General features: G+C 51.0%; 24 protein-coding genes. 11 read left to right on the top strand and 13 right to left on the bottom strand.

The features are described 5' to 3' along the window. Position 1: 1 nt before the first annotated feature. From DHN43_RS13345 to DHN43_RS13330, 4 genes are all read right to left on the bottom strand, one after another. Complete coding sequence (locus DHN43_RS13345; protein ID WP_063293031.1) at positions 2-856, bottom strand: ATP-binding cassette domain-containing protein; 855 nt, start codon at positions 854-856, stop codon at positions 2-4. Between the two features lie 11 nt (positions 857-867). Then, the gene (locus DHN43_RS13340; protein ID WP_193775932.1) at positions 868-1797 is read right to left on the bottom strand and encodes an ABC transporter permease subunit; all 930 of its coding nucleotides are present in this window, start codon (positions 1795-1797) and stop codon (positions 868-870) included. Positions 1798-1808: 11 nt separating this feature from the next. After that, positions 1809-2732, bottom strand: a complete 924-nt coding sequence (gene oppB / locus DHN43_RS13335) for an oligopeptide ABC transporter permease OppB (RefSeq protein ID WP_063287807.1) — start codon at positions 2730-2732, stop codon at positions 1809-1811. A gap of 94 nt (positions 2733-2826) precedes the next feature. Next, positions 2827-4455 carry a peptide ABC transporter substrate-binding protein gene (locus DHN43_RS13330; protein WP_063304598.1) on the bottom strand — a complete coding sequence of 543 codons (1629 nt, stop codon included), beginning with the start codon at positions 4453-4455 and terminating at the stop codon, positions 2827-2829. Positions 4456-4953: 498 nt separating this feature from the next. Here DHN43_RS13330 and DHN43_RS13325 point away from each other — a divergent pair, with 498 nt between their 5' ends. Together DHN43_RS13325 and DHN43_RS13320 are read left to right on the top strand one after the other, a co-directional pair. Beyond that, complete coding sequence (locus tag DHN43_RS13325) at positions 4954-6432, top strand: UbiA family prenyltransferase (RefSeq protein WP_108818910.1); 1479 nt, start codon at positions 4954-4956, stop codon at positions 6430-6432. Continuing rightward, a complete protein-coding gene (locus tag DHN43_RS13320) occupies positions 6432-6881 on the top strand; it encodes a GtrA family protein (RefSeq protein WP_108818909.1) in 450 nt (149 codons plus the stop codon). Before DHN43_RS13325 ends, DHN43_RS13320 begins: the two co-directional genes overlap by 1 nt. 8 nt (positions 6882-6889) lie before the next feature. Here the strand turns inward: DHN43_RS13320 and DHN43_RS13315 are convergent, their stop codons facing one another. Beyond that, positions 6890-8131, bottom strand: a complete 1242-nt coding sequence (locus tag DHN43_RS13315) for a glycosyltransferase family 39 protein (RefSeq protein WP_108818908.1) — start codon at positions 8129-8131, stop codon at positions 6890-6892. Between the two features lie 304 nt (positions 8132-8435). Here DHN43_RS13315 and DHN43_RS13310 point away from each other — a divergent pair, with 304 nt between their 5' ends. After that, entirely contained in the window at positions 8436-9698 is a 1263-nt protein-coding gene (locus DHN43_RS13310; protein ID WP_108818907.1) for a multidrug effflux MFS transporter, read from the top strand. 29 nt (positions 9699-9727) lie between these two features. Here DHN43_RS13310 and DHN43_RS13305 read toward each other — a convergent pair whose 3' ends face one another. Both DHN43_RS13305 and DHN43_RS13300 read right to left on the bottom strand, forming a co-directional pair. Beyond that, positions 9728-10114 carry a hypothetical protein gene (locus tag DHN43_RS13305; RefSeq protein WP_057463865.1) on the bottom strand — a complete coding sequence of 129 codons (387 nt, stop codon included), beginning with the start codon at positions 10112-10114 and terminating at the stop codon, positions 9728-9730. 112 nt (positions 10115-10226) lie between these two features. Beyond that, entirely contained in the window at positions 10227-10580 is a 354-nt protein-coding gene (locus DHN43_RS13300) for a VOC family protein (protein ID WP_108818906.1), read from the bottom strand. A 130-nt stretch (positions 10581-10710) separates the two neighbouring features. Between DHN43_RS13300 and DHN43_RS13295 the strand changes: the two genes are divergently transcribed. Next, a complete protein-coding gene (locus tag DHN43_RS13295) occupies positions 10711-11277 on the top strand; it encodes an invasion associated locus B family protein (RefSeq protein WP_108818905.1) in 567 nt (188 codons plus the stop codon). A gap of 8 nt (positions 11278-11285) precedes the next feature. Here DHN43_RS13295 and DHN43_RS13290 read toward each other — a convergent pair whose 3' ends face one another. Then, positions 11286-11519 carry a hypothetical protein gene (locus DHN43_RS13290; RefSeq protein WP_108819043.1) on the bottom strand — a complete coding sequence of 78 codons (234 nt, stop codon included), beginning with the start codon at positions 11517-11519 and terminating at the stop codon, positions 11286-11288. Between the two features lie 288 nt (positions 11520-11807). Between DHN43_RS13290 and DHN43_RS13285 the strand changes: the two genes are divergently transcribed. Continuing rightward, positions 11808-13589, top strand: coding sequence for an ABC-F family ATP-binding cassette domain-containing protein (locus tag DHN43_RS13285; RefSeq protein ID WP_108818904.1), 1782 nt, complete (start codon positions 11808-11810; stop codon positions 13587-13589). On the opposite strand, the gene DHN43_RS13280 is transcribed toward DHN43_RS13285, so the two are convergent. Continuing rightward, positions 13586-14179, bottom strand: a complete 594-nt coding sequence (locus DHN43_RS13280; protein ID WP_108819042.1) for a TetR/AcrR family transcriptional regulator — start codon at positions 14177-14179, stop codon at positions 13586-13588. The genes DHN43_RS13285 and DHN43_RS13280 overlap by 4 nt on opposite strands. Positions 14180-14270: 91 nt before the next feature. On the opposite strand from DHN43_RS13280, the gene DHN43_RS13275 reads away from it, so the two are divergent. Next, positions 14271-15431, top strand: a complete 1161-nt coding sequence (locus DHN43_RS13275) for an aromatic ring-hydroxylating oxygenase subunit alpha (protein WP_108818903.1) — start codon at positions 14271-14273, stop codon at positions 15429-15431. Between the two features lie 74 nt (positions 15432-15505). Here DHN43_RS13275 and DHN43_RS13270 read toward each other — a convergent pair whose 3' ends face one another. Further along, entirely contained in the window at positions 15506-16342 is an 837-nt protein-coding gene (locus DHN43_RS13270) for a ferredoxin--NADP reductase (RefSeq protein ID WP_063287820.1), read from the bottom strand. Positions 16343-16685: 343 nt separating this feature from the next. Between DHN43_RS13270 and DHN43_RS13265 the strand changes: the two genes are divergently transcribed. Continuing rightward, the gene (locus tag DHN43_RS13265; protein WP_208995399.1) at positions 16686-17564 is read left to right on the top strand and encodes an AraC family transcriptional regulator; all 879 of its coding nucleotides are present in this window, start codon (positions 16686-16688) and stop codon (positions 17562-17564) included. A 29-nt stretch (positions 17565-17593) separates the two neighbouring features. Here DHN43_RS13265 and DHN43_RS13260 read toward each other — a convergent pair whose 3' ends face one another. Then, positions 17594-17947, bottom strand: a complete 354-nt coding sequence (locus DHN43_RS13260; RefSeq protein WP_063304608.1) for a hypothetical protein — start codon at positions 17945-17947, stop codon at positions 17594-17596. Between the two features lie 214 nt (positions 17948-18161). On the opposite strand from DHN43_RS13260, the gene DHN43_RS13255 reads away from it, so the two are divergent. After that, the gene (locus tag DHN43_RS13255) at positions 18162-19400 is read left to right on the top strand and encodes a serine hydrolase domain-containing protein (protein WP_108818902.1); all 1239 of its coding nucleotides are present in this window, start codon (positions 18162-18164) and stop codon (positions 19398-19400) included. Between the two features lie 88 nt (positions 19401-19488). On the opposite strand, the gene DHN43_RS13250 is transcribed toward DHN43_RS13255, so the two are convergent. Then, positions 19489-20211, bottom strand: coding sequence for an SDR family oxidoreductase (locus tag DHN43_RS13250; RefSeq protein WP_063310224.1), 723 nt, complete (start codon positions 20209-20211; stop codon positions 19489-19491). A 121-nt stretch (positions 20212-20332) separates the two neighbouring features. On the opposite strand from DHN43_RS13250, the gene DHN43_RS13245 reads away from it, so the two are divergent. Then, a complete protein-coding gene (locus tag DHN43_RS13245; protein WP_108818901.1) occupies positions 20333-21232 on the top strand; it encodes a LysR family transcriptional regulator in 900 nt (299 codons plus the stop codon). Here the strand turns inward: DHN43_RS13245 and DHN43_RS13240 are convergent. Next, positions 21229-21705 carry a hypothetical protein gene (locus DHN43_RS13240; protein ID WP_153041479.1) on the bottom strand — a complete coding sequence of 159 codons (477 nt, stop codon included), beginning with the start codon at positions 21703-21705 and terminating at the stop codon, positions 21229-21231. The genes DHN43_RS13245 and DHN43_RS13240 overlap by 4 nt on opposite strands. A gap of 786 nt (positions 21706-22491) precedes the next feature. On the opposite strand from DHN43_RS13240, the gene gshA reads away from it, so the two are divergent. Then, the gene (gshA, locus tag DHN43_RS13235) at positions 22492-24096 is read left to right on the top strand and encodes a glutamate--cysteine ligase (RefSeq protein ID WP_063293018.1); all 1605 of its coding nucleotides are present in this window, start codon (positions 22492-22494) and stop codon (positions 24094-24096) included. Next, on the top strand, positions 24078-24608 hold the full coding sequence (locus tag DHN43_RS13230) for a GNAT family N-acetyltransferase (RefSeq protein ID WP_108818900.1): 531 nt from the start codon (positions 24078-24080) through the stop codon (positions 24606-24608). The genes gshA and DHN43_RS13230 overlap by 19 nt, the downstream gene beginning before the upstream one ends. Positions 24609-24710: the final 102 nt, after the last annotated feature.

Raw genomic sequence — 24710 nt, 5'->3', positions numbered from 1 at the left:
ATCAGCCCTCCGCCATTTGGGTTTCAAAGCTGCGATCCAGCGTAACAAGGCGCTCTTCGTCCTGATCCAGACGTGGAACAGCGCTCAGCAAACCTTGCGTGTATGGATGGCTCGGCTTGCCGAAGATATCGACAGTAGAGCCCTGCTCCATCACCTCACCCTTGTACATCACCATGGTGCGCTCACAGGAGCCTGCCACGATGCCGAGGTTATGGGTGATGAGAACAATCGCCATGTGGAACTCTTCCTGAAGTTCCACCAGCAGATCCATGATGCGTGCCTGAACGGTCACATCCAGTGCGGTTGTCGGCTCATCTGCAATCAGCAGCTTTGGACGACACAGCAAAGACATTGCGATCATCACACGCTGGCGCATGCCGCCGGAGAACTCATGCGGGTAAAGGTGAATGCGGTTTTTTGCATTCGGGATCTTCACCGCTTCGAGCATCCGCACACATTCAGCAATCGCATCTTTCTTCTTCATGCGCTTGCCGTCTGGCGAGTTGTAAATGAGCGTCTCAGCCATCTGGTCCGAGATGCGCAAATACGGGTTCAGGGAGGTCATTGGGTCCTGAAAGATCATCGCGATCTCATTGGAGCGAAGCTTGTTCATTCCCTCATGAGAAAGTCCGATGATCTCCTGACCCTGATACTTAATCGATCCGGAAACCTGCGCATTATGAGGCAGAAGCCCCATGGTCGCGAAGGCCGTCTGGCTTTTACCAGAGCCGGATTCACCCACGATCGCGAGGGTCTCACCCTTGTCGATCTGCAGGTTTACGTTTCTTACGGCTTCTACCACTCCGTCTGGAGTGTTGTAGGTGATCCGTAGATTTTGGATATCCAAGAGTGCCACGATTTCACCTCCTACCGGTCTTTAGGATCAAGCGCATCGCGCAGACCGTCGCCGATAAAGAAAAAGCTGAACAGAGTGATGATGAAGAAGAACATTGGGAATGCCAGCTGCCACAACGTGCCATACTGCATTGTTCCAGCGCCTTCAGCAATCAACGCACCCCAGCTGGTGTTAGGCTCCTGAACACCCAGACCAAGGAATGAAATAAAGCTCTCGGTCAGGATCATCTGCGGGACCAGAAGGGTTGAGTACACGACCACAACACCCAGCAGGTTCGGCACGATGTGACGAAGGATGATCGTGATCGGCTTTACGCCAGTTGCGATTGCAGCCTCAACAAACTCTTTGTTCTTCAGCGTCAGTGTCTGTCCACGTGCAATACGAGACATATCGAGCCAGGAGATCAAACCGATACCCACGAAGAGCATGAAGATTGAACGCCCGAACACCACTAGCAGCAGGATCAGAACAAACATGTAAGGAATGGACTGCAGAATATCGACGATACGCATCATGACGTTGTCGACTTTACCACCAGAATAACCCGCGATCGCGCCGTACAATGTGCCAACGACAACAGCGATCAAGGCGCCGACGATGCCGACCATCAGCGAGATTTGAGTTCCCTGAATGACACGAGCGAACAGATCCCGGCCAAGTTCATCGGCCCCAAAATAGTGACCGTTCTCGAGGTTTGGTGCGCCGAGCTCTGCGATCTGACCCAGAATACCCCAATCGATCTCTTCGTTGGACCAAACTGCGATCATGTGACCGAGGGTTGAGAACAGGAATACACCGCACAAAAGGATCAGGCTGACCACTGCAGCCTTGTTTTTGAAAAAGCGGCGACGGGCATCTGCGAACAGAGAACGCCCTACGACTTCTTCTTGAGCAGCCAGATTGTCTGCCAACTGCTCCATTTTTTGAACATCTACCATCATGTGCTCAGCCCTCAGTATCTAATCTTCGGGTCGACCCATGCGTACAGGATGTCGACAATGAGATTGAAGAGAATGGTGAGACCACCGATGAGGATCGTGATACCCATCATCACAGCGTAATCTCGGTTGAGTGCTGAGTTCACATAGAACTGGCCGATACCACCGGTCGAGAAGTACATGTCAATGATAACGGAACCTGTGATCATGGAGACGAATGCAGGGCCGAGATAAGACATGACTGGCAGCAAAGCAGGCTTAAGTGCGTGCTTGAAGATGATAACTTTATACGGCAGGCCTTTAGCCATTGCTGTGCGGATAAAGTTGGTATGCAACACTTCCAGCATGGAGGATCGCGTCAAACGCGCAACGGATGCCATGTAGCTGGTAGAAAGTGCGATCACCGGCAAGATCAGGTGGTTCCACTGCCCGTCGTTCCAACCGCCACCAGGCAACCAGCCCAGCCACAAAGTGAACACCAGAACAAGGATTGGTGCCATAACAAAGTTAGGCAGCACCTGCGCACCGATAGAAACACCAACGGCAAAGTAATCAAGCCAGCTGTTCTGTTTGAGCGCTGCTGCGATACCTAGCGCGCCTCCAACAATGACTGCGACTGCAAACGACAGGAAGCCGTAGGTCAGTGTGACTGGAAAACCGTGTGCGATGATGTCATTTACGCTTCGGTCCTTGTACTTAAAGGATGGGCCGAAGTCGAATTCTGTAATGATTCCACCAATATAGTTGACGATTTGAACGTATATTGGATTATTCAGGCCATACTTGGCCTCAATGTTGGCAAGAACCGCAGGAGGGAGCGGACGCTCGGATGTGAATGGGCCACCGGGTGCCGCATGCATGAGCAAGAATGAGATTATTATGAGCAGCAGCAATGTAGGAATTGCGATAGCCACTCTTCGTAGGATGTAGCTGAGCATTGTTATTAGTGTCTCGTATGAAGAACGGGTGATTCAGCAACAAAAAGATGCAAAAACACCGGCGTCTAGGACACCGGTGCTCTTGATTGCTGGATTACTTCGCAACCTTGTAGAGGTTTTTAGCGTACCAGTTCTGCTCAGCGTTTTTGATCGGCCAGTTTTTCAACTGTGCGTTCATCATGTAAACGTTGGTGTAGTGGTAGATCGGAATGACTGGCATTTCTGCAGACATGATCTCTTCAATACGAGTGTAATTTGGCTGTGGGTTTGCAGTTGATTTTGCGCCTGACAGCAACTCATCAACTTCAGCGTTTACAAACTTACCGTCATTGTAACCGGATTCTGAATCCATCAGGTCAAGGAAGGTAGAGGCTTCGTTGTAATCGCCACACCATGCACCACGAGCAAGCTCAAAGTTCTGGTTGCCACGCTCGTTCAGGAATGTCTTCCATTCCATGTTGTTCATGTTGACTTTAACGCCAAGCTTCTGCTTCCACATCTGGGTCATCGCAATAGCGATTTTCTTGTGGCCTTCAGAAGTGTTGTAAACGAGGTCAAACTCAAGCGGGTTGTCTTTGGTGAAGCCAGCAGCTTCAAGCAGTTCTTTCGCTTTTGCATCACGCTCTTGCTGGGACCAACCAGCGAAGTCCACTTTTGGAACTTCAAAGCCAGCTGTTACAGCAGGAGTGAAGGTGTAAGCTGGGAACTGGCCGCCCTGAAGAACTGCGTCGGTGATGACGCGGCGGTCAAGAGCGTATGCCAGTGCCTTGCGAACACGAACATCTTTAAACTCTTCCGGACCGGAATCAGACAGGTTGAAGGTGTAGTAGTAAGAGCAGAGACGTGGGAAAACCACAGCCTGATCTGGATACTCTTTCTTCAAACGTGGGAACTGACCTGCAGGAACTTCGGTGCGGTCGGTTTCGCCAGCAAGGTAACGGGTCAGAGCGATGTTTTCATCGTTGATTACAAGGGTTTCAACCTTGTCGATGATTGTGCTCTCGTTGTCCCAGTAATTGGTGTTACGCTCCATAATAGCAGTTTCCTGCGGAACGTGCTTTACCAGCTTATAAGCGCCGTTAGAAACGATATTTTCCGGCTTAGTCCACTCAGCTCCGTGTGCTTCGATCGCCCACTTAGGAGATGGGAAAGTACTGGAGTGGGTGGTCATTGCAGTGAAGTAAGGCAATGGCTTTGTCAGCTTTACTTCAAGAGTGTGATCGTCAATAGCTTTGATGCCGAGTTCTTCAGGCTTCATGTCGCCTTTAACGATGGCGTCTGCATTCTCAACGGACATCAATTCAGCATACCACTGGTATGGAGATGCGAGTTCCGGGCTAGCCAAACGGCGCCATGCATATACGAAATCACCTGCAGTTACAGGCTTGCCATCAGACCACTTAGCATTGTCGCGAAGCTTGAACGTGTAAGTCAGGTTGTCGTCAGAAACAGTGTGGCTCAGAGCAACACCTGGTACCAGGTTGCCAAGGTTGTCCTGGCTGTAAAGACCTTCAAACAAGTTACGTGAGATCTCGGAGCCGGATACGTCTTCGTTGACCTGTGGGTCAAATGAAGAGTGCTCGTCGAGAATACGGTATGTGAAAGTCTGGTCGTCAGCGAGTTTCTCGCCTGTTTCTGGATGAACACCCGCAGCAAATGCAGAGGTAGATAGCAATGCGGTGCCGACTACGCTCGCCAAAAGAGAGCTTTTGCTGAATTTCATCTAGGAATCTCCTCACTACATCGGTCGCCTGTTCCCCAACAGCGCCGACTTGGATACATTTCTCAATAGGATCTAGAGTTCACCTCAATTGAAGGGCAAACTCAAAAAATTGCATATTTTCCTGAGAGCAACGCAAAATAGAAATTATTTCGCCTGTTAGCAGCTCCCCACGAGTGGCTTTATGCTCAGTTCCCCTCGCTGCTGGCAGATACGCATATCCCGGTACGCACTCTAACGTAGTTTTTCTCTTATTCAATTGTATTCTTCGCAAGAAATGCCCGCTGCATCATATCCTGGGGGAAATGTAGCTAGATCGTTTGGCTAGGAACCTTGCACAATCCTAGGCTTTGTAAGCTTTTTAAGTAGTTTTGCGTCCAATAAAATTTCCAAGAAAAAACATCTGAATCATTCGCAGACACTATTAACCAAAATTGAGAGTAATTAGTTAGGTATTCATAACCCATACTCTTTACCGGGCAGAGTCTTCGGGTGGGGCATATGGAAGATATTCAGAGACTTCAGAGGTCGGCGGAACCTGAATTACAACTACCGCTTATATTAGATCTTGATCACACGTTGATACGGACGGATTGCTTTTTTGAAGCACTCATTCTGCTCCTCAAGTCAAACCCTTTGAATTTATTCGTTGTTTTTTATTGGCTCTTTCGCGGGCGCGCTTATGTAAAACAGCAACTGGCCATTCGCGTAGATTTAAAAATCGATAATTTGCCATTGAACGAAGATGTTGTTGCCTATGCTCGTGCAGAAGCTGGCAAAGGACGTGACGTTCATATGGCGACAGCCGCTGATGAAGTTTTAGCTATCGCAGTTGCCAGTCGGCTCGGTTTTGTTAATGAAGTTCACGCCAGCAACGGCAAGATCAATCTGAAATCAGGCAACAAAGCTAGCTATCTGGAACAAAGGTTTCCGGATGGTTTTGCGTATGCTGGTGATAGTATTTCCGATCTGCCTGTCTTTAAAAGCGCTGTCCGCTCCTTAATCGTCCACCCTTCCGACAGTTTATCTCAAAAAGCGATGCGATGTGGGGAGGTAGAAAAGACCTTTGCAAGACCTGATGGTTTTTTTCGGCCTCTCCTGAAGAGTTTACGCCTCCATCAGTGGGCAAAGAACACGCTGCTCTTTGTGCCTCTTATTCTGGGTGGTCAGGCTTTGAACCCTGAAGCATGGGCGAGTGCGGTACTGGGCTTTGTGGCTCTCGGCATTCTTGCAAGCTCCACTTATTTGTTGAACGACCTTTGGGATCTTGAAGCAGATCGCCAGCATTGGAGCAAGAAGGCAAGGCCTCTGGCATCGGGCAAGCTGAAGATTGCCCATGCAATGCTGGCTATCCCTTTGGGGTTTGCTCTGAGCTTTGCTATCGCGGCGGCATTGGGCCCCTTTGTCGTGTTGGGTCTTTTCGCCTACTTAGTAACAACGGTTGCCTACTCCTTCTATCTGAAGCGGGTACCTTTGCTCGACACGGCTGTGCTGGCGGTGCTGTTCACAATGCGTCTTGGGGTTGGTGTGACGCTGGTTGACGTGCCGCCCTCCCCCTGGCTCTTTGTCTTCTCTATGTATTTGTTCCTCTCGCTGTCTTTGGCAAAACGCCATACGGAGCTTGGCCGCCATGTGGAGGCTGGTACAAATGGGGAGATGTCCGGGCGCGGGTATCGAAACAGAGATTTGCCGATGTTGCTTGCACTCGGCTCGGCAAGTGGACTGGCTGCAACGCTGGTTATGGTGCTTTACCTGACCAATGAAGCATTCAACGCCAACTTTTATTCTGCAGCTGTGCTTTTGTGGGGCATGCCACCCATTCTGTTTCTTTGGCTTGGTCGTGTCTGGCTGAAATGCCAGAGACTGGAATTGAATGATGATCCTGTGGTCTTCGCATTGAAGGATAAGCAGAGCCTCGTGCTTGGTGGTATTCTGGCCATTCTGTTCTTGTTTGCCTGGTTCGGAGGCTATTTGATCTGATGGTTGCCGCTCGCCTTGCTGCGCTGAAATCTTCTTATGACACCAGCCCAGAGTTCAGGCAGATCATCCGCTTTTTGTTAGCTGGTGGTCTTGCTGCTTTTGTAAACTGGCTGTTGCGGATTGCACTGTCTGTGTTCATGCCGTTCTGGCTGGCGGTGTTGCTGGCTTATTTCATTGGAATGAGTGTTGGATACACCCTCTATAAGCATTTCGTGTTTGTAGGGGCGCAGAAACCCGAGAGCATCAAACGACAGGTACTGATCTTTCTTGGGGTGAACCTGTTCTCTGCTCTCATCGTGCTTGGGCTGTCTGTTGGTTTAAATGCAATGCTCATGACAACCCTGCCGCTCTTTATCGCGCAAGCACTCGCACATGGTGTTGCCATCGCTGTTGGAGCGGTGACAAACTATATGGGCCATAAGGTGATCACTTTCCGCAAATCCCGATAGAACCTGGCTCAACCGTTTGCCACAAAAGCAAGCGCTTGCATGGCGACGTTGAGAAACAAGGCTTGCACCACAAGCATCGCGAAGATCCCCATGTTGTCTTGTCGCACGGTGCGCACAACGAAGAGCATCATGAGCGGGAGCCAGTCCAGCACGTAGCGCTGCACGGAATACTGAGAGAAGCCGTTGGAGTGGTAGAACAGTGTCACTCCTGCGATGAGAGTGATCGTCAGCCCTGCAAAAAGGTATTCCCGGTTCCATTTGGCGAGGAAGAAGTAAAGCAGGAACGGGGCGCCGATGAAGAGCGCTATGCCCTTGTCGCCAAAGCCGCTCATCTGCGTCAGATACTTGCCTGAAAACTCTACATCCGGCCCTTGCACGAAAAAGTGGACCAGATTGAAGAGCAGGTAGTCCCGATGGAACAGACCGAGTTCTTGCACGCGGGCCTCAATCCATTTTGCAGATGGATCACCCAATGCATCCCATTCTGGTGGGAAGATATATGCATATCCAGTTTGCATAGGATCGCCGAAGCGGGCGTAATTGTAAGCAAAGTAAATACCAATCGCGATTGCAGGAAAGACTGCGAGTTTGAGCAGGCGCTCAATACTCTCAACATTGATTGCAAAGATGGACCTGTCCGGTGGCGTCATCAGAACAAAAAAGAAGGGCATGTAAAGAATGCTCATCTGCCGGGTGAGAAACGCAAGACCGATGAATAATCCCACAAGCCATGCATTTCTCTTGTTGATCGCTGACCAAAGAGCAAGCGAGGTCAGCATAGCAGCGATGGCTTGCGCAAAGAACCAGACACCATCGGCGCGGAGCACAGTGTATTGCAGCGGCGTTGCAAAGAGGAAAGCTGCGACCAGCAACAGAGCCAGTCGGTAGTCCCTCTGGTAGTTGCGCGTAATTTGCCACCACACCAAGCCGGTAATGAAAAAGCAAATCAGTCCCAGAGCAATAAAGTGATGAAACCCTACACCAAACAGTGCCACAAATGGCAGAGCGATTAAGGCTGGTACGGGGGGGAATATGACAAAGATCTTGTCTTCGAAAAGCGCACAGTCCAGATCAAAGCAGCGCGAAGCCTCAAAGCGGCCTTGCAAAAAAGCCTCTGCAAGCAAGGCGTAAGAATTGGTTTCTGGCTGCTCCCCAATCATGCGAAAGACAATGGCTGCCAGAAGAAGGAAGACCAAACCACTAAGTATTGTCGTGAGGAGTGCGCCTCTAAAACGTTCAATCGAAATCATAATGCCCCCAAATATGGGAGAGTAATAACATCACGAATCCTAGTGTCTTCTTAAAGGCGCATAAGAGGACCAAAATTGGCGCGAAGTTCTCGCAAAAGGAACCGCACTAAAGACAGTCTCAGTGCTAACTCCTCAAAGAACGTCATTGATTACAATTCATCTCATTTCTTGATTTCACGTTTGTTGCCTGATAGGTGAAAGGTGTTGCTCCCACAGACTTTGCCGCAATCGCGGTAGATCCATGGTGTTGGGTTTTTTAAAAATAAACCCGCAAAACTGCCAGGATTGAAACAGGAATATCCAGATGTCGGACTCTCCGAAAACCGCAGGTGCAAGCCTGGGAACGGTTGAATTTGTTGCCCTCATGGCTACGCTGACCAGCTTGACTGCGCTTTCGATTGACGCCGTGCTGCCAGCATTTTCAGTCATCGGCAAAGATTTGAATGTCGGAAATTCCAACAACGTCCAGCTCATCATTTCTGCGCTGTTTCTTGGATTAAGCCTGGGGCAGTTTGTTTTTGGCCCCGTCTCTGATCGCTTTGGCAGAAAGCCGGCGGTTTATGCAGGGTCTGTTGTTTTCGCAATTGGTGCTGTGCTCGCAGCCACGGCAACATCACTGCCTATGATGATTTTCGGGCGTCTGCTTCAAGGTGTCGGAGCCAGCGCTCACCGCACAGTCGTTATGGCGATTGTTCGCGACAAGTATGTCGGCGCGGAAATGGCGCGCATCCTGTCGTTTGTAACAGCAGTGTTTATTATTGTGCCCACATTAGCGCCGTTGATTGGTCAAGGCATCCTGTTTGCTGCGGGATGGCGGGCGATCTTTGTCATCATGCTGATTATGGCGTCTGTTGGCTGCATCTGGCTGGCAATGCGTCAGCCGGAAACACTGAAACCGGAAAACCGCCGGGTAATCACGCCTAGGGTGCTTTGGGAAGGTCTTGAAGAAGTCGTAAGCCATAAAGCGACGTTGTACTATACTGCGGCTTCAGGCTTTGTTTTTGGTACGATGATGACATATCTGAGCACGGCTCAGCCGATGTTTGCAGATATTTTCAACGTCCACGAAACATTCCCGCTTTATTTCTCCGGAATTGCCGTCGTGTTTGGCATGGCGTCCATCGTCAATGGCCGTATTGTCAGACGTATCGGCTTGCAGAACATGTGCCGTGCTGCGCTAACAATTCAGATTGTCACCAGCCTCAGCTTTGCGCTGTATCTGCTCCTCATTGATACCACGCCTGATCTGTGGTTGTTCATGACCTATCTTTCGCTAGCATTCTTTTGTCAGCCGATGTTGAACGGAAATCTGAACGCCATGTCCATGGAACCACTCGGGCATATCGCTGGCTTGGCTGCAACATTGGTTGGCGCGACCACCACGTTTATTGCGCTCATCCTCTCTGTGATTGTTGGCCGTTTCTACGATCAGACCTTGCTGCCCTTGTCCTTTGCGTTCTGCGTTTTTGGCGGAATCGCACTTGTGCTGGTGGTTATTGGCGCAAGAGTGCAGAAAGCAGAAAAGATCGCGTTGTCAAACACGACCTCAGCTGAAGCCAGCGCTTAAGCGCTGCTAAGATATTCAGAAGACAGGGACTACTGTTTCTTCGGAAGCGTCCTGACCCAGGAGACTGTCGGCATTTCTACGCCCGCACCGGGGTACCAGTCATCGCGAACTTCCTCGTGACCTTCCTTTGTGCACACGATTTGCGCGTCTTTGTATTCCTTTGGAATGACGAGTTGGCCGGGGCTTTTCACGTGCAGGTTTTCAGCAAACCCATCCAAGATGCATTGCGCGCCAGATGGCTTGGTTTCAATAGAAACAACATAAGCATCTGAAGGAGGGTTTGACGGATCGGGTCCAAAAACATTGGATTGGCATCCGGCGAGGAGCACTGCAGATGCAATGAGAACTCCGAGGGAAGCCCCTTTAGAACTGAGGGGGCTGAACTGACCGGCGTCTGATGCTTTGGCGAACCGCACGCGAATCTCCTAAGAAACTAGATTTCGCTTGGAAGCTACGCCTATTCATAGAGAAGGGTGAATCCCTCAATTCACCCCCACTAATATTACAGGTCAGCGATGCCTTCGCCTGTTATTTGTCTGACCACACAGCAAGCTCGTTGTTGTTGGGGTCAAGAAAATGGAACCGGCGCCCACCCGGGAAGATGAAGATCTCTCGGCAGATTTTTGCGCCGTTTTTCAACAGTGTGTCCTGCAGTGCTTCCAAATCTTCGGCATAAAGCACAACAAGCGCCGCACCGCTTGCGGTGGAGGACGACAGGTCTGCCTTGAAGAAACCGCCATTGAAGTCACCATCATTGAAGGCAGCGTAGTCAGGGCCGTAATCTTCGAAAGTCCAACCGAGTGCATTGCTGTAAAACGCCTTTACGGCTTCCAGATCAGCAGCTGGCAATTCGATGTAATTGATTTTTCCAGATTTCATAATTTCAAATCCCTAAGGAAAACAGGGGGCTCTTTCCAAAAGGCCTCCCGCAAATCTCCAATATTGCAACAAAACTAGTTTGGTGAGATAGATAATTCAGTCCTATCGTTATGGTTGTAAGCAAGATATTCAAATGAAGATTTTTGGTTTTCCCCTTCGTACAATCGCAGCTCTTGCTCTGGGAGTTGTTGCTTTTCTTGGTGCTACGCCGGGCTTTGCTCAATCAGCGCCCAAAGGCGATGCGGCTGTTGCCAGCAGTCCCAAGGTCACCAAACAGCAACACGGTGACTGGATGCTGGAGTGCTATGACCCCGCTGTGAATGGCATGAGCTGCCAGATTAAGCAGCGTGTGGTTCATAATGAGAGTGGCCAGAATATTTTGCTGATGACACTCACCTACAGTCCCAAAGAAAAGAGCGATATGGTGCAATATGTCTTGCCGCTCGATTTTCTGTTGGCTCCGGGTGTTGGCGTGAACATCGGTGATTTTCAGGCGGTTGCACGGGTCAATCGCTGTATGGCGCAAGGCTGTGTGATTGAAGGCAAAACCGAAGAGGCCTTCATCAACGCGATGAAAGCTGCAAAAGATCAAGGACGATTTGTGATGATGTCCAGAGCAGGCAAAAAGGTTGGCATCAACTTTTCAGCCACCGGTTTTACAAAAGCCTACAACGAGATGCGAGCGCAAAACTCAAAGTAAGCTCGTGGTCATTGCGCAGCAATGCAGTTCCATTCACCGCGAAGACCCAAAACAGCTGTAGCGCCGGCAACGGTGCAATGTGAGACTTCAGTGTTGGCAAGATGCAGCTTTGAAGCCGGGTTTGGATTAGCAAGGTAGGCAAAGCCAATTGCAGCTGTAAGAGCAAGCGCGGATGCGGCAACGGAGAATACCACTCCAATGCTCTGCTTGGGGTTTGATGAGGGTTGCATAGAAGTCGTCATGTAAGGTTTCTGTTCTTTCAAATCCAGGATTTTATGGCAGTGACACGCCATCAGTCTTTTCTGCAATGTAGAACAGCTCTGCAAACCGCATGTGAGCAAGATCCCCTAGTTTGCGGCGGTTATTCAAGGGATTCACACTGTTTTTTGTGATTATGTGTGACGTGAAATCCTCTGTTCTCTCTTAAGTTGAAGTGCCCTTGCTGTATTACACCTCTCGCCCTCTTGGAAGCTGCGTAATTTTTCTCTAATCCGTTTCCTAGTGTTTTATGTGTTGGGAGGCACGTTCCCGTGGCGAAGTCCAGTAGCAATCCATTGATAACCGGCAGTGGTCTTTGGCAGCAGTCGCCTGAGCGTGTGTTGTTTGAAAATCTCTCCTTCGGGCTTAATGCAGGCGACCGGATTGGGCTGGTAGGCCACAACGGATGCGGTAAGTCGACGTTTCTCAACATCCTTGCTGGTCGCGGTGAGCCTAGCGAGGGCAGCATCTCGGTCTCTCGTGCTGCTGTCGTTTCCTGTGTTGAGCAGCATCTTCCCAAACAACTGATGGAACTGACGCTGGCTGAGGCTGTTCGTGAGGCTTTGCCAAAGGATAAGCGCGACTGGATGGATTGGAAGGTGGATGTGATGCTGCCGGAAATGGGGTTCGAGCCTCACCAGTCCACTGTGCTTTGTAAGGACCTCAGCGGTGGTCAGATGACACGCCTCATGCTGGCACGTGCTTTGATGATTGAGCCGAATTTGCTGTTGCTGGATGAGCCAAGCAACCACTTGGACCTGCCAACAATCATGTGGCTTGAAAGCTTCCTGAAATCGTGGAAAGGTAGCTTTCTAATGATCTCTCATGATGCAACATTGCTCGATTCCGTCACCAATCGCACATGGATTCTTCAGGATCGCAAACTAAATGCCTTTGACCTGCCCTGCACGAAGGCCCTGGCAGAACATGAAGTTTTGACTCAAGCACGTATCGCCCGGCGTGACTCCGAGGAAAAAGAGATCAAGCGCGTTGAGGCCAGTGCCAAACGCCTCGCGGATTGGGGGCGAACGTTCGACAACGAAGACCTGTCACGCAAAGCCAAGTCCATGGAAAAGATGGTCGACCGCATGAAGGACGACCAGACTGATGCCGTTGAGGCTTATCCGTGGAACCTGTCTATTGCCGGAGAGCAAATTCAGGCTGACCGGCTGGTTCAGTTGAAGGACCTGACTGTGACGCCGCCTGTGGCGGATGTGTTCCTATACAATGTAGATGACATTGCTGTGCGGCCCGGCGACCGGATTGCGGTTATGGGAGCGAACGGAACAGGTAAGTCCAGCCTGCTGCGCTGCTGCTGGGAGAAGCGGACGAGTGAGGCGGGCGACGTGCGGGTCCATCCACGATGCCGGATTGCGTTTTATGATCAGACACTTCAACAGCTTCCAGGGGAAGCTAATCTGGTTGAGGGGATGGTGTCTGTCGGAGAAGCTCTTGGTGTAGATCTGCGGGTACCTGACTGCGAGAAGACCATTATTGCGGCTGGATTCAAATACAATCAGTTGTCGCAGAAAGTCTCTCAATTGAGCGGCGGTGAGCGCGCGCGTCTGTTGCTTGTCTCTCTGTCTCAGGTGCAGGCCAACCTGATGATGCTTGATGAGCCGACCAACCACCTGGATCTTTACGGTCGTAATGAGCTTTCAAACCAACTTCAGTCGTTTAACGGTTCATTCTTGTTGGTTTCGCACGACAGGCATCTGGTGGAAGCGACGTGTAACCGGTTCTGGGTTGTGCAAAATGGGCGTCTGCAGGAAGTAAACGATGTGGATGCCGCGTATGCGTTGATCGCAGAAGTTCAGGTGAAAGCCATCAAAGCTGCTGCCATTGAGCAACCTGCTGTTGAGAGTAGGATTGAGGATACGGCGCCTGAAACAGATCATTCTGGGGAAGATGAACTGCTAGAGCGGTTGATTGAGTTGGAAACGCTGATGGAAGCGGATATGGCACGGCGGCCTAACCGGCAGTCACCTCACCTGCAAGTGCAATGGAAAGACGAGATTGCTCAAATTCACGAGCGGCTTGAGTTGAACGGCTAAACTGGGTCTTCCTCCAGATCAGCAAGAGCCGCACGGAGTTGTGCCTGATGCGTCTCCTTCAGCACGTCGAAAGCTTCTTTTCCATACATGCCCTTGAGTGTGGTCTGTGAGATAGCAAAATGTTGGATTGATCCGATGTTCTGGTAAATCCAACAAAAGAGCTCAGCATCTGAGGCTTTTGACCATCGCTTCGTCTTGTGAGCCAGCGCGCCCAGAGCGTCCAGAAATGGTTTCATTGGCCAGTTTTCGGAGGTGGTCTGGGCGTCCAACAGAGCTCGGGCAACTAGCTGCGTGTCCTCCACATTGCAAAGCGCATCCTCTGAGAGTTGGAGGAAGAATGTGCGCAACTTGGTTTCTGGCGTAGTCCCTTCGACGTTTTCGATTGAGCGCAGCAGCCGATCAGAAAGCGCGCTCAGCACCTCCTCATAAAGCCGAGCCTTTGAGCCAAAGAAATGAAGCAGTGCCTGTTTGGTCACGCCAAGCCTGTCTGCGATGCCTGCGAGGCTTGCAGCGTGATAGCCCTTCTGTGCGAAGACCGCGCTTGCCGTTGTGATGTAACGTGTTCTCGGACTTTCTGCGTGCTGATCCAAATCTTGCTCCCTTTCCATCTGTATAGGATAAACTTGACAACTTACCAAGTGGTAAGTTTATACTTACCGATCGGTAAGTGGAGGATTTGCCATGACACGGGATGAAGAAAATAGCTTGATTACGGAGTTGCTTGGTTTGGATGCCAGAAATGAAAAGTTTCTGGATGAGAAAGTCACGCACTCCCCGGTGATGCGTTACAACTGTTCTGATCGCTTTGCTCAGGAAATGACCGCTTTGTTTCGCAGCAAGCCTGTCGCCGCTGCGCAATCAGCAGAACTGTCAGAAGCAAACGCTTTCCTTAGTCGGTCCGTTTCCGGACTGCCTGTTCTGCTGACCAGAGATGCCAAGGGCAAGGCTCATGTGTTCCTCAACGTGTGCCGCCACCGTGGTGCTAAGCTGGTGAGAGAAGAAACTGGCTGTAAGCAAAGGTTTTCCTGCCCGTACCATGCATGGACATGGTCCAACCAAGGCGACTTGGTAGCGGTGCCGCAGGAGCAGCAAGGCTTTCCGGATCTGGATCGCTCTCAATATGGCCTGAAGGAACTTCCAGTTCTGGAAGCCCATGGTTTTATCTGGGTTATCGCTGATCCGAACGCCACAAATGTGGAGGAAATCCAACAGAGCCTCGCTCCACTCTCTGATGACCTGTCTTGGCTGGAGCTTGCTGATCACCGGATTGCGGCTGAAGAAACCTTCGAAATTTCTGCTAATTGGAAGACGCTGATTGAAGGTGGGATTGAGGCCTATCATTTCCGTGTAGCCCACCGCAAAACGATTGGCCCGTATTTCCCGGAGAACCTGTCCAGTTATCAGATGTTGGGCGGGAACATGCGGTCCGTGTTGCCGCGCATCACTCTGTTTGAACTGAGAGACAAACCTCAGGAGGAGTGGAGACTTCGTGAGCACGCCAACATCATCTATTCTGTCTTGCCGGGAACACAGCTGCTTGTTCAGCAAGATCATGTTGTCTGGGTGCATTGTGAGCCGCTTGCCGTTAACCGCACACGGGTCCGATTGGCTACGCTGGTCCCGAACTCCATGCCACAAACTGACGAAATGCAGAAGCATTGGGTCCGCAATCAGGCGATCACCTCAACGACCCTGACTGAAGATTTTGAGTTGGGCGAAGAGATTCAGCAAGGGTTCGCCTCCGGTGCCAACACGCATCTGACTTTCGGTCGTTTTGAAGGCGCACTTGATCGCTTTAACCAAGTCCTTGAAGAGGCAATGAAAGTGACGGAAGAGGCATAAATTGCAAAGTGCAGACAAAAGAAAAGCCCGCTGAATGAACAGCGGGCTTTTCGCAAAATTCCGAAGTAAATGGCTTAGCCAACGAATGCGCGCTCAACCACGAATGTGGATGGGGCTGCGTTGGAACCTTCTTCAAGGCCATGCTTTTCAAGGATCGCCTTGGTGTCGTTGATCATCTCCATGGAGCCACAGATCATGCCGCGGTCAATCGCAGAATCCAGCTTCGGCACGCCAAGGTCTTCAAAAAGCTTGCCATTTTCGATCAGAGTGGTGATGCGTTCCTGACAAGGATATGGCTCACGGGTCGCTGCTGTGTGCAGGCGCAGTTTACCAGCGGCAAATTCACCAACGAGTGGATCGTTCTTCACTTCCTCAACCAGTTCCTTCGCGTAGGTGAGTTCATTCACTTCGCGACAAGTCTGGGTCAGAATAACTTCCTCAAACTTCTCATAGGTTTCTGGATCGCGGATCAAGGATGCGAACGGTGCAACGCCTGTACCGGTAGAGAACATGTAAAGACGGCGGCCTGGGATCAGGGCATCATTTACGAGCGTGCCGGTCGGCTTCTTACGCATAAGAACGGTGTCGCCTGGCTGAATCTTCTGCAGATGTTCAGTCAGCGGACCGTCCTGGACTTTAATGGAGAAGAACTCCAGCTCTTCATCCCAGGATGGGCTTGCAATGGAGTATGCGCGGAAAACCGGCTTCTCAGCATTTGGCAGGCCGATCATGACAAACTCGCCAGAGCGGAAACGGAAAGAGCTTGGGCGCGTGATGCGGAATTTAAACAGGCGGTCAGTGTAGTGTTTAACGGACACTACTTTTTCAGCAAATACGTTTGCTGGAATAGGAAATTCGGTCTTGGCTTCCTGATCAAGCACAGGAGCTGGGGCCAACGCTGCGTCGGTCATTTGCAATCCTTAGATTGTTTTGATTAGGCCATAGCCCGATACTTGGCCAGTTGTTGCCTCCGCTTTATCCGAGCCAAGGTCCGAAAAGCAACCGTTTTATAAGTAAAATTTCAGAAATTTGCTCGTGAAAGTGACTAAGTCACCGTCGGGGCTCAAAGAACTGTCAGTTTCTGAAAGAAAGCGTGTAAGGTGAGTTGGTAAGTGAATGCAGCAATAGGTGGAACTACTCAAAGCAAGCCGCCAGTAATGATTGCCTCGGTTTGTTCATGATTCACCTCAACTCGCCTGCTTCAAGGTCAAAATAGCAAGATATGTTCACTCCCTCTGTGTTGTAAGGGTGGAAATGACAACAGACAGAGGAAGCTGGGGCGTGAAAGCGGAGCAGAACAAGGCAGCCTATGAGAAACGAATGCTGCGTGTTCTTGAATATATCTATGAAAATCTGGATGGTGATCTTAGCCTTGATGCATTGGCTGATGTTGCCTGCATGTCGCGTTTTCACTGGCATCGTGTTTTCCAGAGCATGCGCGGTGAAACGTTGGCGAGCTCAATCCGCCGCATCCGGTTGAATAGAGCTGCGTTAGATCTTGTTCAAACAAAACAAGCTGTTACCGAGATTGCGGAGAGATATGGCTACCCGAGTGCACAGAGTTTTTCTCGTGCGTTTAAGGGAGAGTATGGCGTTGCGCCCGGTCAGTTCCGTGAGGATAAAAGCGTTGCTCCTGCGGTTGCCTCGGCAAAAAACGGTATCTTCTCAATGCATCCAGTGGAAATCAGAGATGTGCCTGAAAAGACATTGCAGGTCCTTTATCATCGCGGCCCCTACTCTGACATGGGTATAGTTTTCAGTAAGTTAGCCGCGATGCTGTCTTCTCGTGGTGTGATCCGTAAATGTGGGCCGTTTGTTGGCATTTATTATGACGATCCTTCAATCGTGCCGCCAAATGAATTACGCTCTCGTGTAGGTGCTGTTGTTCCGCCGCAGTTTGAAAATACTGAGGGACTTGAAGCACATAGCATTCCAGCTGGACGCTGTGCCGTGCTGCGCCATCAGGGGCCGTATGCAGGTTTGCAGGCGGCTTTCTGTTATCTTTATGGCGTGTGGCTGCCGAACTCAGGTGAAGAGGTCGCGGACCATCCGTGTTATGAGGTGTTTTGGAACAGCCCAACCAACACCGCTCCTGAAGATCTCGTTGTCGAGATCTATTTACCGCTGCAATAACAATCTCTTAGAGAAGCACAAGCTTGTCTTTAATTCTGCAGGATGTTGTTCTCTTCCTGGGTTTCCTGCTTCTCATTGATGTTGCCATCCTTGTTGATTTCCTTGATACAAGCCTCCTGATCAGCGGCGGACATGTTGGTGAAACCAAAATTCGGCGGATAGCCCAATGGATCAGCGCCAGCGCCGCCGGTGCGGTATTTTTCTGCGATGTCGGGACAATCAGAGACCGGACTTACAATATCGGGGTATTCTGACTTTAAGGGATTGGCGTTTTCGTTTGCGACAGGATCATCCGCAAAGTTGTTGATCTGCGCGAGGCCGTAACCTGCTGAAAAAACGAGGAAACTCAGTGCAAGAAGGGTTGTTTTTGCTTTTGTCTGCATACCAGTTGCTCCCACCACTTGGAGAAAAGAAGGTCGCAGCCATTAAACAGGAAACCCGCAAAGGTTGTGTGAGCGCTTATGTTTTAATTGCGTTTAATTGGGTAATACACCGCTCTTAAGTTGCCAGCGGCTCGCTTTACAAGCGATTAACCTATGCGTAAGGTTTGGGTTCGCTCTGGAGGTTTTGACCTTTCACCGCGAATTGGGGGACGTCATGTTGAAGAAGATTGGCTGGGGTGTTCTGGCCGTTGTGCTGTTGCTGGCAGCGGGTGCTTTTTACTTCCGGCAAGATATTGCCGAGATCCGTGCCGTGATGGCTTATGCGGATGCATTCAAGCCTGAGAACATCGATCAGAAATTCAGGTCGCTTTACAAAGAGTATTCCAGTACCTCGGTGAAAGCGCCAGATGAGACCTATGAGTTGCCGCGGGCGCATCAGGCATCACCGATGCCAGCGACCTTTATGTATAAGGGCGAGGCAGCCTCTACAGCAGATTACATTCTGGATTCTCACACAACCGGCCTTGCCATCATGCACAATGGTAAGCTGATCCATGAGTATTATGATCGCGGCAACACCGCTGAGACCCATGCCATTCAGATGTCTGTCTCCAAATCCATGGCCTCCATCCTTGTTGGGGTGGCGCTGGATGAAGGGCATATCGAGAGTGTGGAAGATCAGGTCGTCAAGTATGTGCCGGAGCTCAAGGGTACGGCTTATGACGGTGTGCGCTTGAAGGACGTGCTGGAAATGTCGTCGGGTGTCCGCTGGAACGAGAACTACGCTGATCTGAATTCTGACATCGTCCAGTCTGTCGTCGCAATCCTGCTGGGTTCTCAGGATGAGTTCACCAAGGATGTGCCGCGTGAGTTGGAGCCGGGAACTTACAATCGCTACTCTTCAATTGATACGCATGTTGTGGGCTGGGTGCTGCGTGGAGCAACTGGCAAACCTTACAAAGAGTGGTTCAACGAGAAGCTCTGGTCCAAGATTGGCGCTGAATCCTCCGCTGAAATCATGGTGGATCAGGAAGGTGAACCGGTTGTCTTTGGCGGGGTGAACATCCGCCTGCGTGATATGCTGCGTGTGGGAATGGTGCTGGAGCGTGGTGGTTTGAACCACAAAGGCGAGCGTATCGTGTCGGAAGAGTGGATCAACACATCGGTCACGCCGGACGAGCCGCGCTTGATGCCCGGCTACAACAATCCGCAGAGCCCCTCACCGCTTGGCTATAAGTACCAGTGGTGGCTGCCGCTGGAATCCGATCAAGGTGACTTCACCGCAATCGGCATTCACGGCCAGTTTCTCTACATCAACCCGGCTCGAAATGTGGTGATCGCCAAGACTTCGACCTACCCCTCTTATCAACGCGATAAGGAGATGGTGAAGATGAAGTCGATCGCGCTGTTTCAGGCCATCGCCCGTCATTTGAGCGACGTGCCGAACTCTTAAAATGCGTTCTGATTGATAAGAATTCGCTCCATAGAAAAAGCCGGCTCAGGGAGAGAGCCGGCTTTTATAAAATCGTGGTTGCTCTGCGTTATGCAGGCTGACCTGTTGCTGCAAGCAGAACTTCGCGGATGTTGACGTTCTGTGGCTGCTGGTAAACGAACAGCACAGTGTCTGCCACGTTTTGTGGGTCAAGCACGCCGCCCATTTCTTTCTTCCACTGCTCGTAACCATCAATGATATCCTGAGAGGTGGTGTGGGACAGCAATTCAGTTTGTACTGCACCCGGAGCAATGGTCATGACGCGCACGTTGTCTGCTGCCACTTCTTCACGCAGGTTTTCGCTGATGGCGTGAACGGCAAACTTGGTGCCGCAGTAAGCTGCGTGTGCCGGGAATGTTTTGCGGCCTGCAATGGAGCTGACGTTGATGATGGAGCCGCCCTTGCGCGCTTTCATGCCTGGCAGAACTGCGTGGATGCCATTGAGAACACCCTTCACATTCAGGTCGATCATACGGTCCCATTCAGTTGGATCTTGAACGGACAGATCACCCAGCAGCATGCAGCCAGCGTTGTTGACGAGTGCGTCTGCAGGGCCGAATTTCTCTTCCGCTTCCTTTACAGCTGCAATCAGCTGCTCACGGCTGGTGACGTCAACGCCGCGGCACAGTGTGTTTGGAAGGCCCAGAGCTTCCATCTGCTCAACCCGGCGAGCCAGCAGAAGAAGTGGGTGGCCAGCCGCGCTGAAAGACTTCGCAATCGCTGCACCAATGCCGGAACTTGCGCCAGTGATAATGATAAGTGGCTTTGTCATTTTGTTTTCCTGCCTAGTTAGCTTTTTCTTGAGCAAGATGAACTTGCGTTGTGTTGAGGCGATTGTACAAAAATGATCACGCTGATAAATATGGGTAATCCGAATTGATTGTTAGGCTGAGATGAACAATATCTACTGGAATGGCCTTCGCTCGTTTCTGGCTGTGGCAGAACATGGCAGTTTTACCTTAGCCTCTGATGAAACGGGTCTTTCAAAAGCAAGTTTAAGCCAACAGGTGAGTCAGCTGGAGGAGCAGCTGGATGTGCAGCTGTTGTTTAGGACCACCCGCAAACTGCGCCTGACCGAGATTGGTGAACGTTACTACGAAATGTGCCGCACCGGCGTGAAGCAGATTGAAGATGCATCTGATTTGGCATCGCAAGCGACGGACAGCCTGACGGGCCCTATTCGTATGAACGCTGTGGGCGGTTTGATTGGAGAGGAGCTGATTGCACCGCTGGTGATTGAGTATCAGCACGCCAATCCGGGGATTGAGGTGAAACTGGATTTTTCCAGCATTCGAGAAGACTTGCTGGAGACCGACTACGATCTTGTGTTGCGGATGGGAGATTTAGAAGACAGCACCCTGATTGCCCGCAAGCTGCACACCATCACAACCCGCTATGTGGCGTCCCCGTCCTTTGTGTCAGCTCATTCCAAAATCCGCCACCCTTCTGATCTCAAAGGTCTTCCTTTCATTTCCGGCAGTGTGCAGGAATGGATTTTCACGCGCGGACAAGAGCGCATTGTGGTGCAGGCGGAAAAAGGATTCCAGATCTCCAATGGCCGCGTCATGTGCCAGGCAGCAGCTGCGGGCTTGGGTGTTGCGCGCCTTGCGGATGTTTACACTGATGCACTCATCAAACGCGGCGAGTTGACGGAAATGCTGTCCGGCTGGAAGCAGACAACACCGCTTTGGCTGGTGAGCCCGCCAACACGGCACCAACTGCACCGGGTGCGGGAATTGATGAATTACCTCACAGCCAACTTCAAAACCCGCTATGAAGCGGTGTTGGGTTAGCGGCGGTAGGTGCCAACAAAGCCATCTGGCACAACAGCGCCTGCAGGGCTGGAGTTGGGGACATTCACACCAACCGGAATGAAGACGCGCTGGATGATGATCTTGTCACCATCTGGCGGTGGCGGGCCGGGAAGTACGGCGCCTTGTGTGGTTTTGTAGCCTTTCAACTCGCAAATGAGGTTTCTGCTCTCAAATCCGGCGGGCACAACCATTGGACCCGGCGTGTGCTTTACAAAGATGGATGAGCGATACCCTTCCAGAAAACAGAAGGCACCATCAGGCGTGGTGTTGACCGTAATCAGCGTTGCCCCCGGTGGAATCTCGATGGAGGGCGAATAGGCCTGCGGCAGGCGTTCTTCATCAGAAACGCACCCTGCCAATAGGGGAAGAGTGATTGCGAGAGTGCTTAAAGGGAGCTTGATTTGCAAGTCGTGGGCCTCTTCAGGACGATCTGCAAAAGGTAACGGGCGCATGAAAAGGATGACACCCATAAGAATTGCTGAGGTTGTTTTGCTGATAGCCTCAAAAATGGTGAGGAGTGGTGGGGCCCTCTCCGAAAGACAAGGAGTTATCCAACTCTGGATCCACTGAAGATTTTGCAAGCAGACCCGCCGTAACTCTCGATAATACTCGCAAGGACCAGACTGTTTTATGCGGGATGAGCAACTGTGACTTTCCTGAGAAAGCTTCAGCTTAAAGCCTGCGAAGTTTAGATGCCGAGTAAGGTTTGAATGGAAGTTTCTGGCTGTGCAGCATGATGCACGGCGTTCGAAATATCAGATAGAGTGTTCAAAATGCACACGAACTTTGTAAGGCGGATTAGGAATGCTCGGTTTTTTTATGAACCAGAGGATTGTATTTCGGTGCATGCAAGTGTGCTGTTTCCTGTCCTCTGTCTTTGCGGGTGAAGATAATCTGGAGCTTACATGGTGAAATCAGTAGTTTAGGTCGTGGATAGGTGGCGCTTTGCCGAAGTATATTTTTTTTGATTATTGAAGCGGGTTAAGGAATACATCTTGTTGGCATGTTGATAGTCAGACGGGTAATTTCTTCATTTTCTCAGTTTAATTTTATTCTCGAATTGAACTTGGTTCACGCATTAATGATGGAAGTTGCGCATAAAACACTAAGGAAAATTCGACAGGTTTTGTACTCTTGCATCCACGAAATTAGGAAGTATCTATGAGAGAGTGAACCGAAAGGTGCACAAGGATACTTTGAGCCCATATAGCCGTTTTGCGCAGATTAACGGAACGAGAATGACAAAATTAGGTGAAGCCACGCTGAAGCTGTTGGAAAATAGCACAGTACGAAAAGGTCTTGCTGAACTCCGCGTGGGGATCGAAAAGGAAGCTCTGCGTGTTGGCAGAGATGGCTTTATGTCATTGCGTGATCACCCGGAATCTCTGGGTAAAACGCTAACGCACAAATTTATCACGACAGACTTTTCTGAGGCTCAGGTGGAGTTCATCACACCTGCTGTGCATTCTGTTGCAGAGAGCCTGGATTTTCTGAAAGAACTGCAGGCTTTTGCAGCGCGTAAGACGGATGATGGCGAGTATTTGTGGAATGCGTCCATGCCGCCGGAAATCGCCGGCGATGAGACGATCCGCATCGCGGAGTATGGAAACTCGAATGCGGCGCAGATCAAAACGCTGTACCGCAAGGGACTGGCGCATCGCTATGGCAAGCGTATGCAGACAATCTCCGGAATCCACTACAACTTCTCCATCTCCGATGGCCTTTGGCACGAGTTTCATGAGCAGTGTACCTCCGGCGGAAGCCTTCAGGACTTCCGCAGTGCAGGGTATCTCGGCCTGATCCGTAACCTGCAGCGTCATGGCTGGCTGGTGCTTTACCTGTTTGGGGCTTCTCCTGCCGTCGACAAAAGCTATCTGGCCTCCCCGCACCCGACCCTGTCCATGCTGGGTGATGACACTTATTTCGGCGAATATGCAACGTCTCTGCGCATGAGCGATCTGGGGTACACCAGCGTCGTGCAGAGTGAGCTGGACATTCACTACAACTCTCTTTGCGATTACATTGAAGGCCTGCGCGGCGCTCTTGCAACGTCTGTGCGCCAGTACGAGCAAATTGGTGTGGCGGAAGAAGGCGATTACAAGCAGATCAACACGCACCAGCTGCAGCTTGAAAACGAGCTGTACGGCTCTGCACGCCCTAAGCGAAACACCAAGGAAGGCGAGCGCCCGATTGCTGCGCTGTGTCGCCGTGGTGTTGAATACATCGAACTGCGCTCTCTCGACATCAATCCGCTCAACCCGATCGGGATTTGTGAGCAGCAGGCTCACTTCCTCAATGCCTTCCTGACCCATATGACCCTTGCTCCGTCTCCATGTATCTCCTCTGGAGAGCAGCAAGCGCTCAACGATCAGCAGCGCATGGTTGCCTGGCAGGGTCGTCTGCCAAACCTGATGCTACCAGCCTATGGCGATGGTGGTATGGAACTGCGTGAAGCAGGCCATCAGGTGCTTGATGACATGCGTCTGACAGCTCAGATCATGGATGAAGTGTACGGCGGTACAGGCCATACAGACGCTGTGAACGCGCAAGCGGCCAAGCTGGACAATCCGGAGCTCACACCATCCGCACAAATTCTGAAAGGCGTGAAGCAGAAGGGCTCTTACACCGGCTTCATCGCTGATCTTTCCAAGAACCAGTCTGATCACCTGAAAGCGATGCCGCTGTCTGGTGAGCGTCTGAAGTTCCAGGACGCAATGGTGTCTCAGTCCCGCGCCGCTTATGAGCAGGTTGAAACGCAGGCGAGTAACCACAGCTTCGATCATTTCCTGGATTCGCAGAACAAAACGGAAGTTTTGCCACCAGAATGTCTGGACGGCCAGTAAAGCCTGACCTTGAACACGGAAGGCAAGGCTTGCTCCAAATCCTGCCCTACACATCTGACGACCACGACGTGCTCGCTGCGCTCTATGAGAGCGTGGCGAGCCGTACGTTTGCTTATGACTACACCAGCCTCGTAGATGCCAGCCAGTTTCAAAGCCTTGTTGAGGGGGAGGATGTCTGGGTCTTGAAGTATGCAGGAGAGCGTATCGGCTTCATTGGCTACTTCACGCCAGAGCACTTCCTGCATTCGCTGTACATAGACTACGCCCACCACAAACGCGGGTTCGGGCGACAGGCACTTCAGTTTTTGCTGGAAAATTATGGCTGCAGGCACGAGTTGAAAGTGCACCGCATCAATCAGCCTGCGTTGAAGTTTTACAGCGCGCTTGGATACGAGGATATCACTGCTCAGGCTGATGCTCATCAAACCTGGCAGCGTTTGCGCTCACCAGAGGCAATTCTGGATCACTCACCGGCTATTGCGGTGGGAGAACAAGTCTCTCACCGACAATAAGTTCAATATATCAAGCCATTAGAGCACGCCGCGTTCATTAACATTCACGCATCGCGCTCTAATATCTTTGGTGGAGCGAATTCTTGTCGTCTGATTGAAACC

This window comes from Pseudovibrio sp. Alg231-02 (assembly GCF_900143565.1).
GTDB lineage: Bacteria > Pseudomonadota > Alphaproteobacteria > Rhizobiales > Stappiaceae > Pseudovibrio.
Note: the sequence above shows the minus strand (reverse complement) of the source record. Positions and strands in the feature narration are given on the sequence as shown.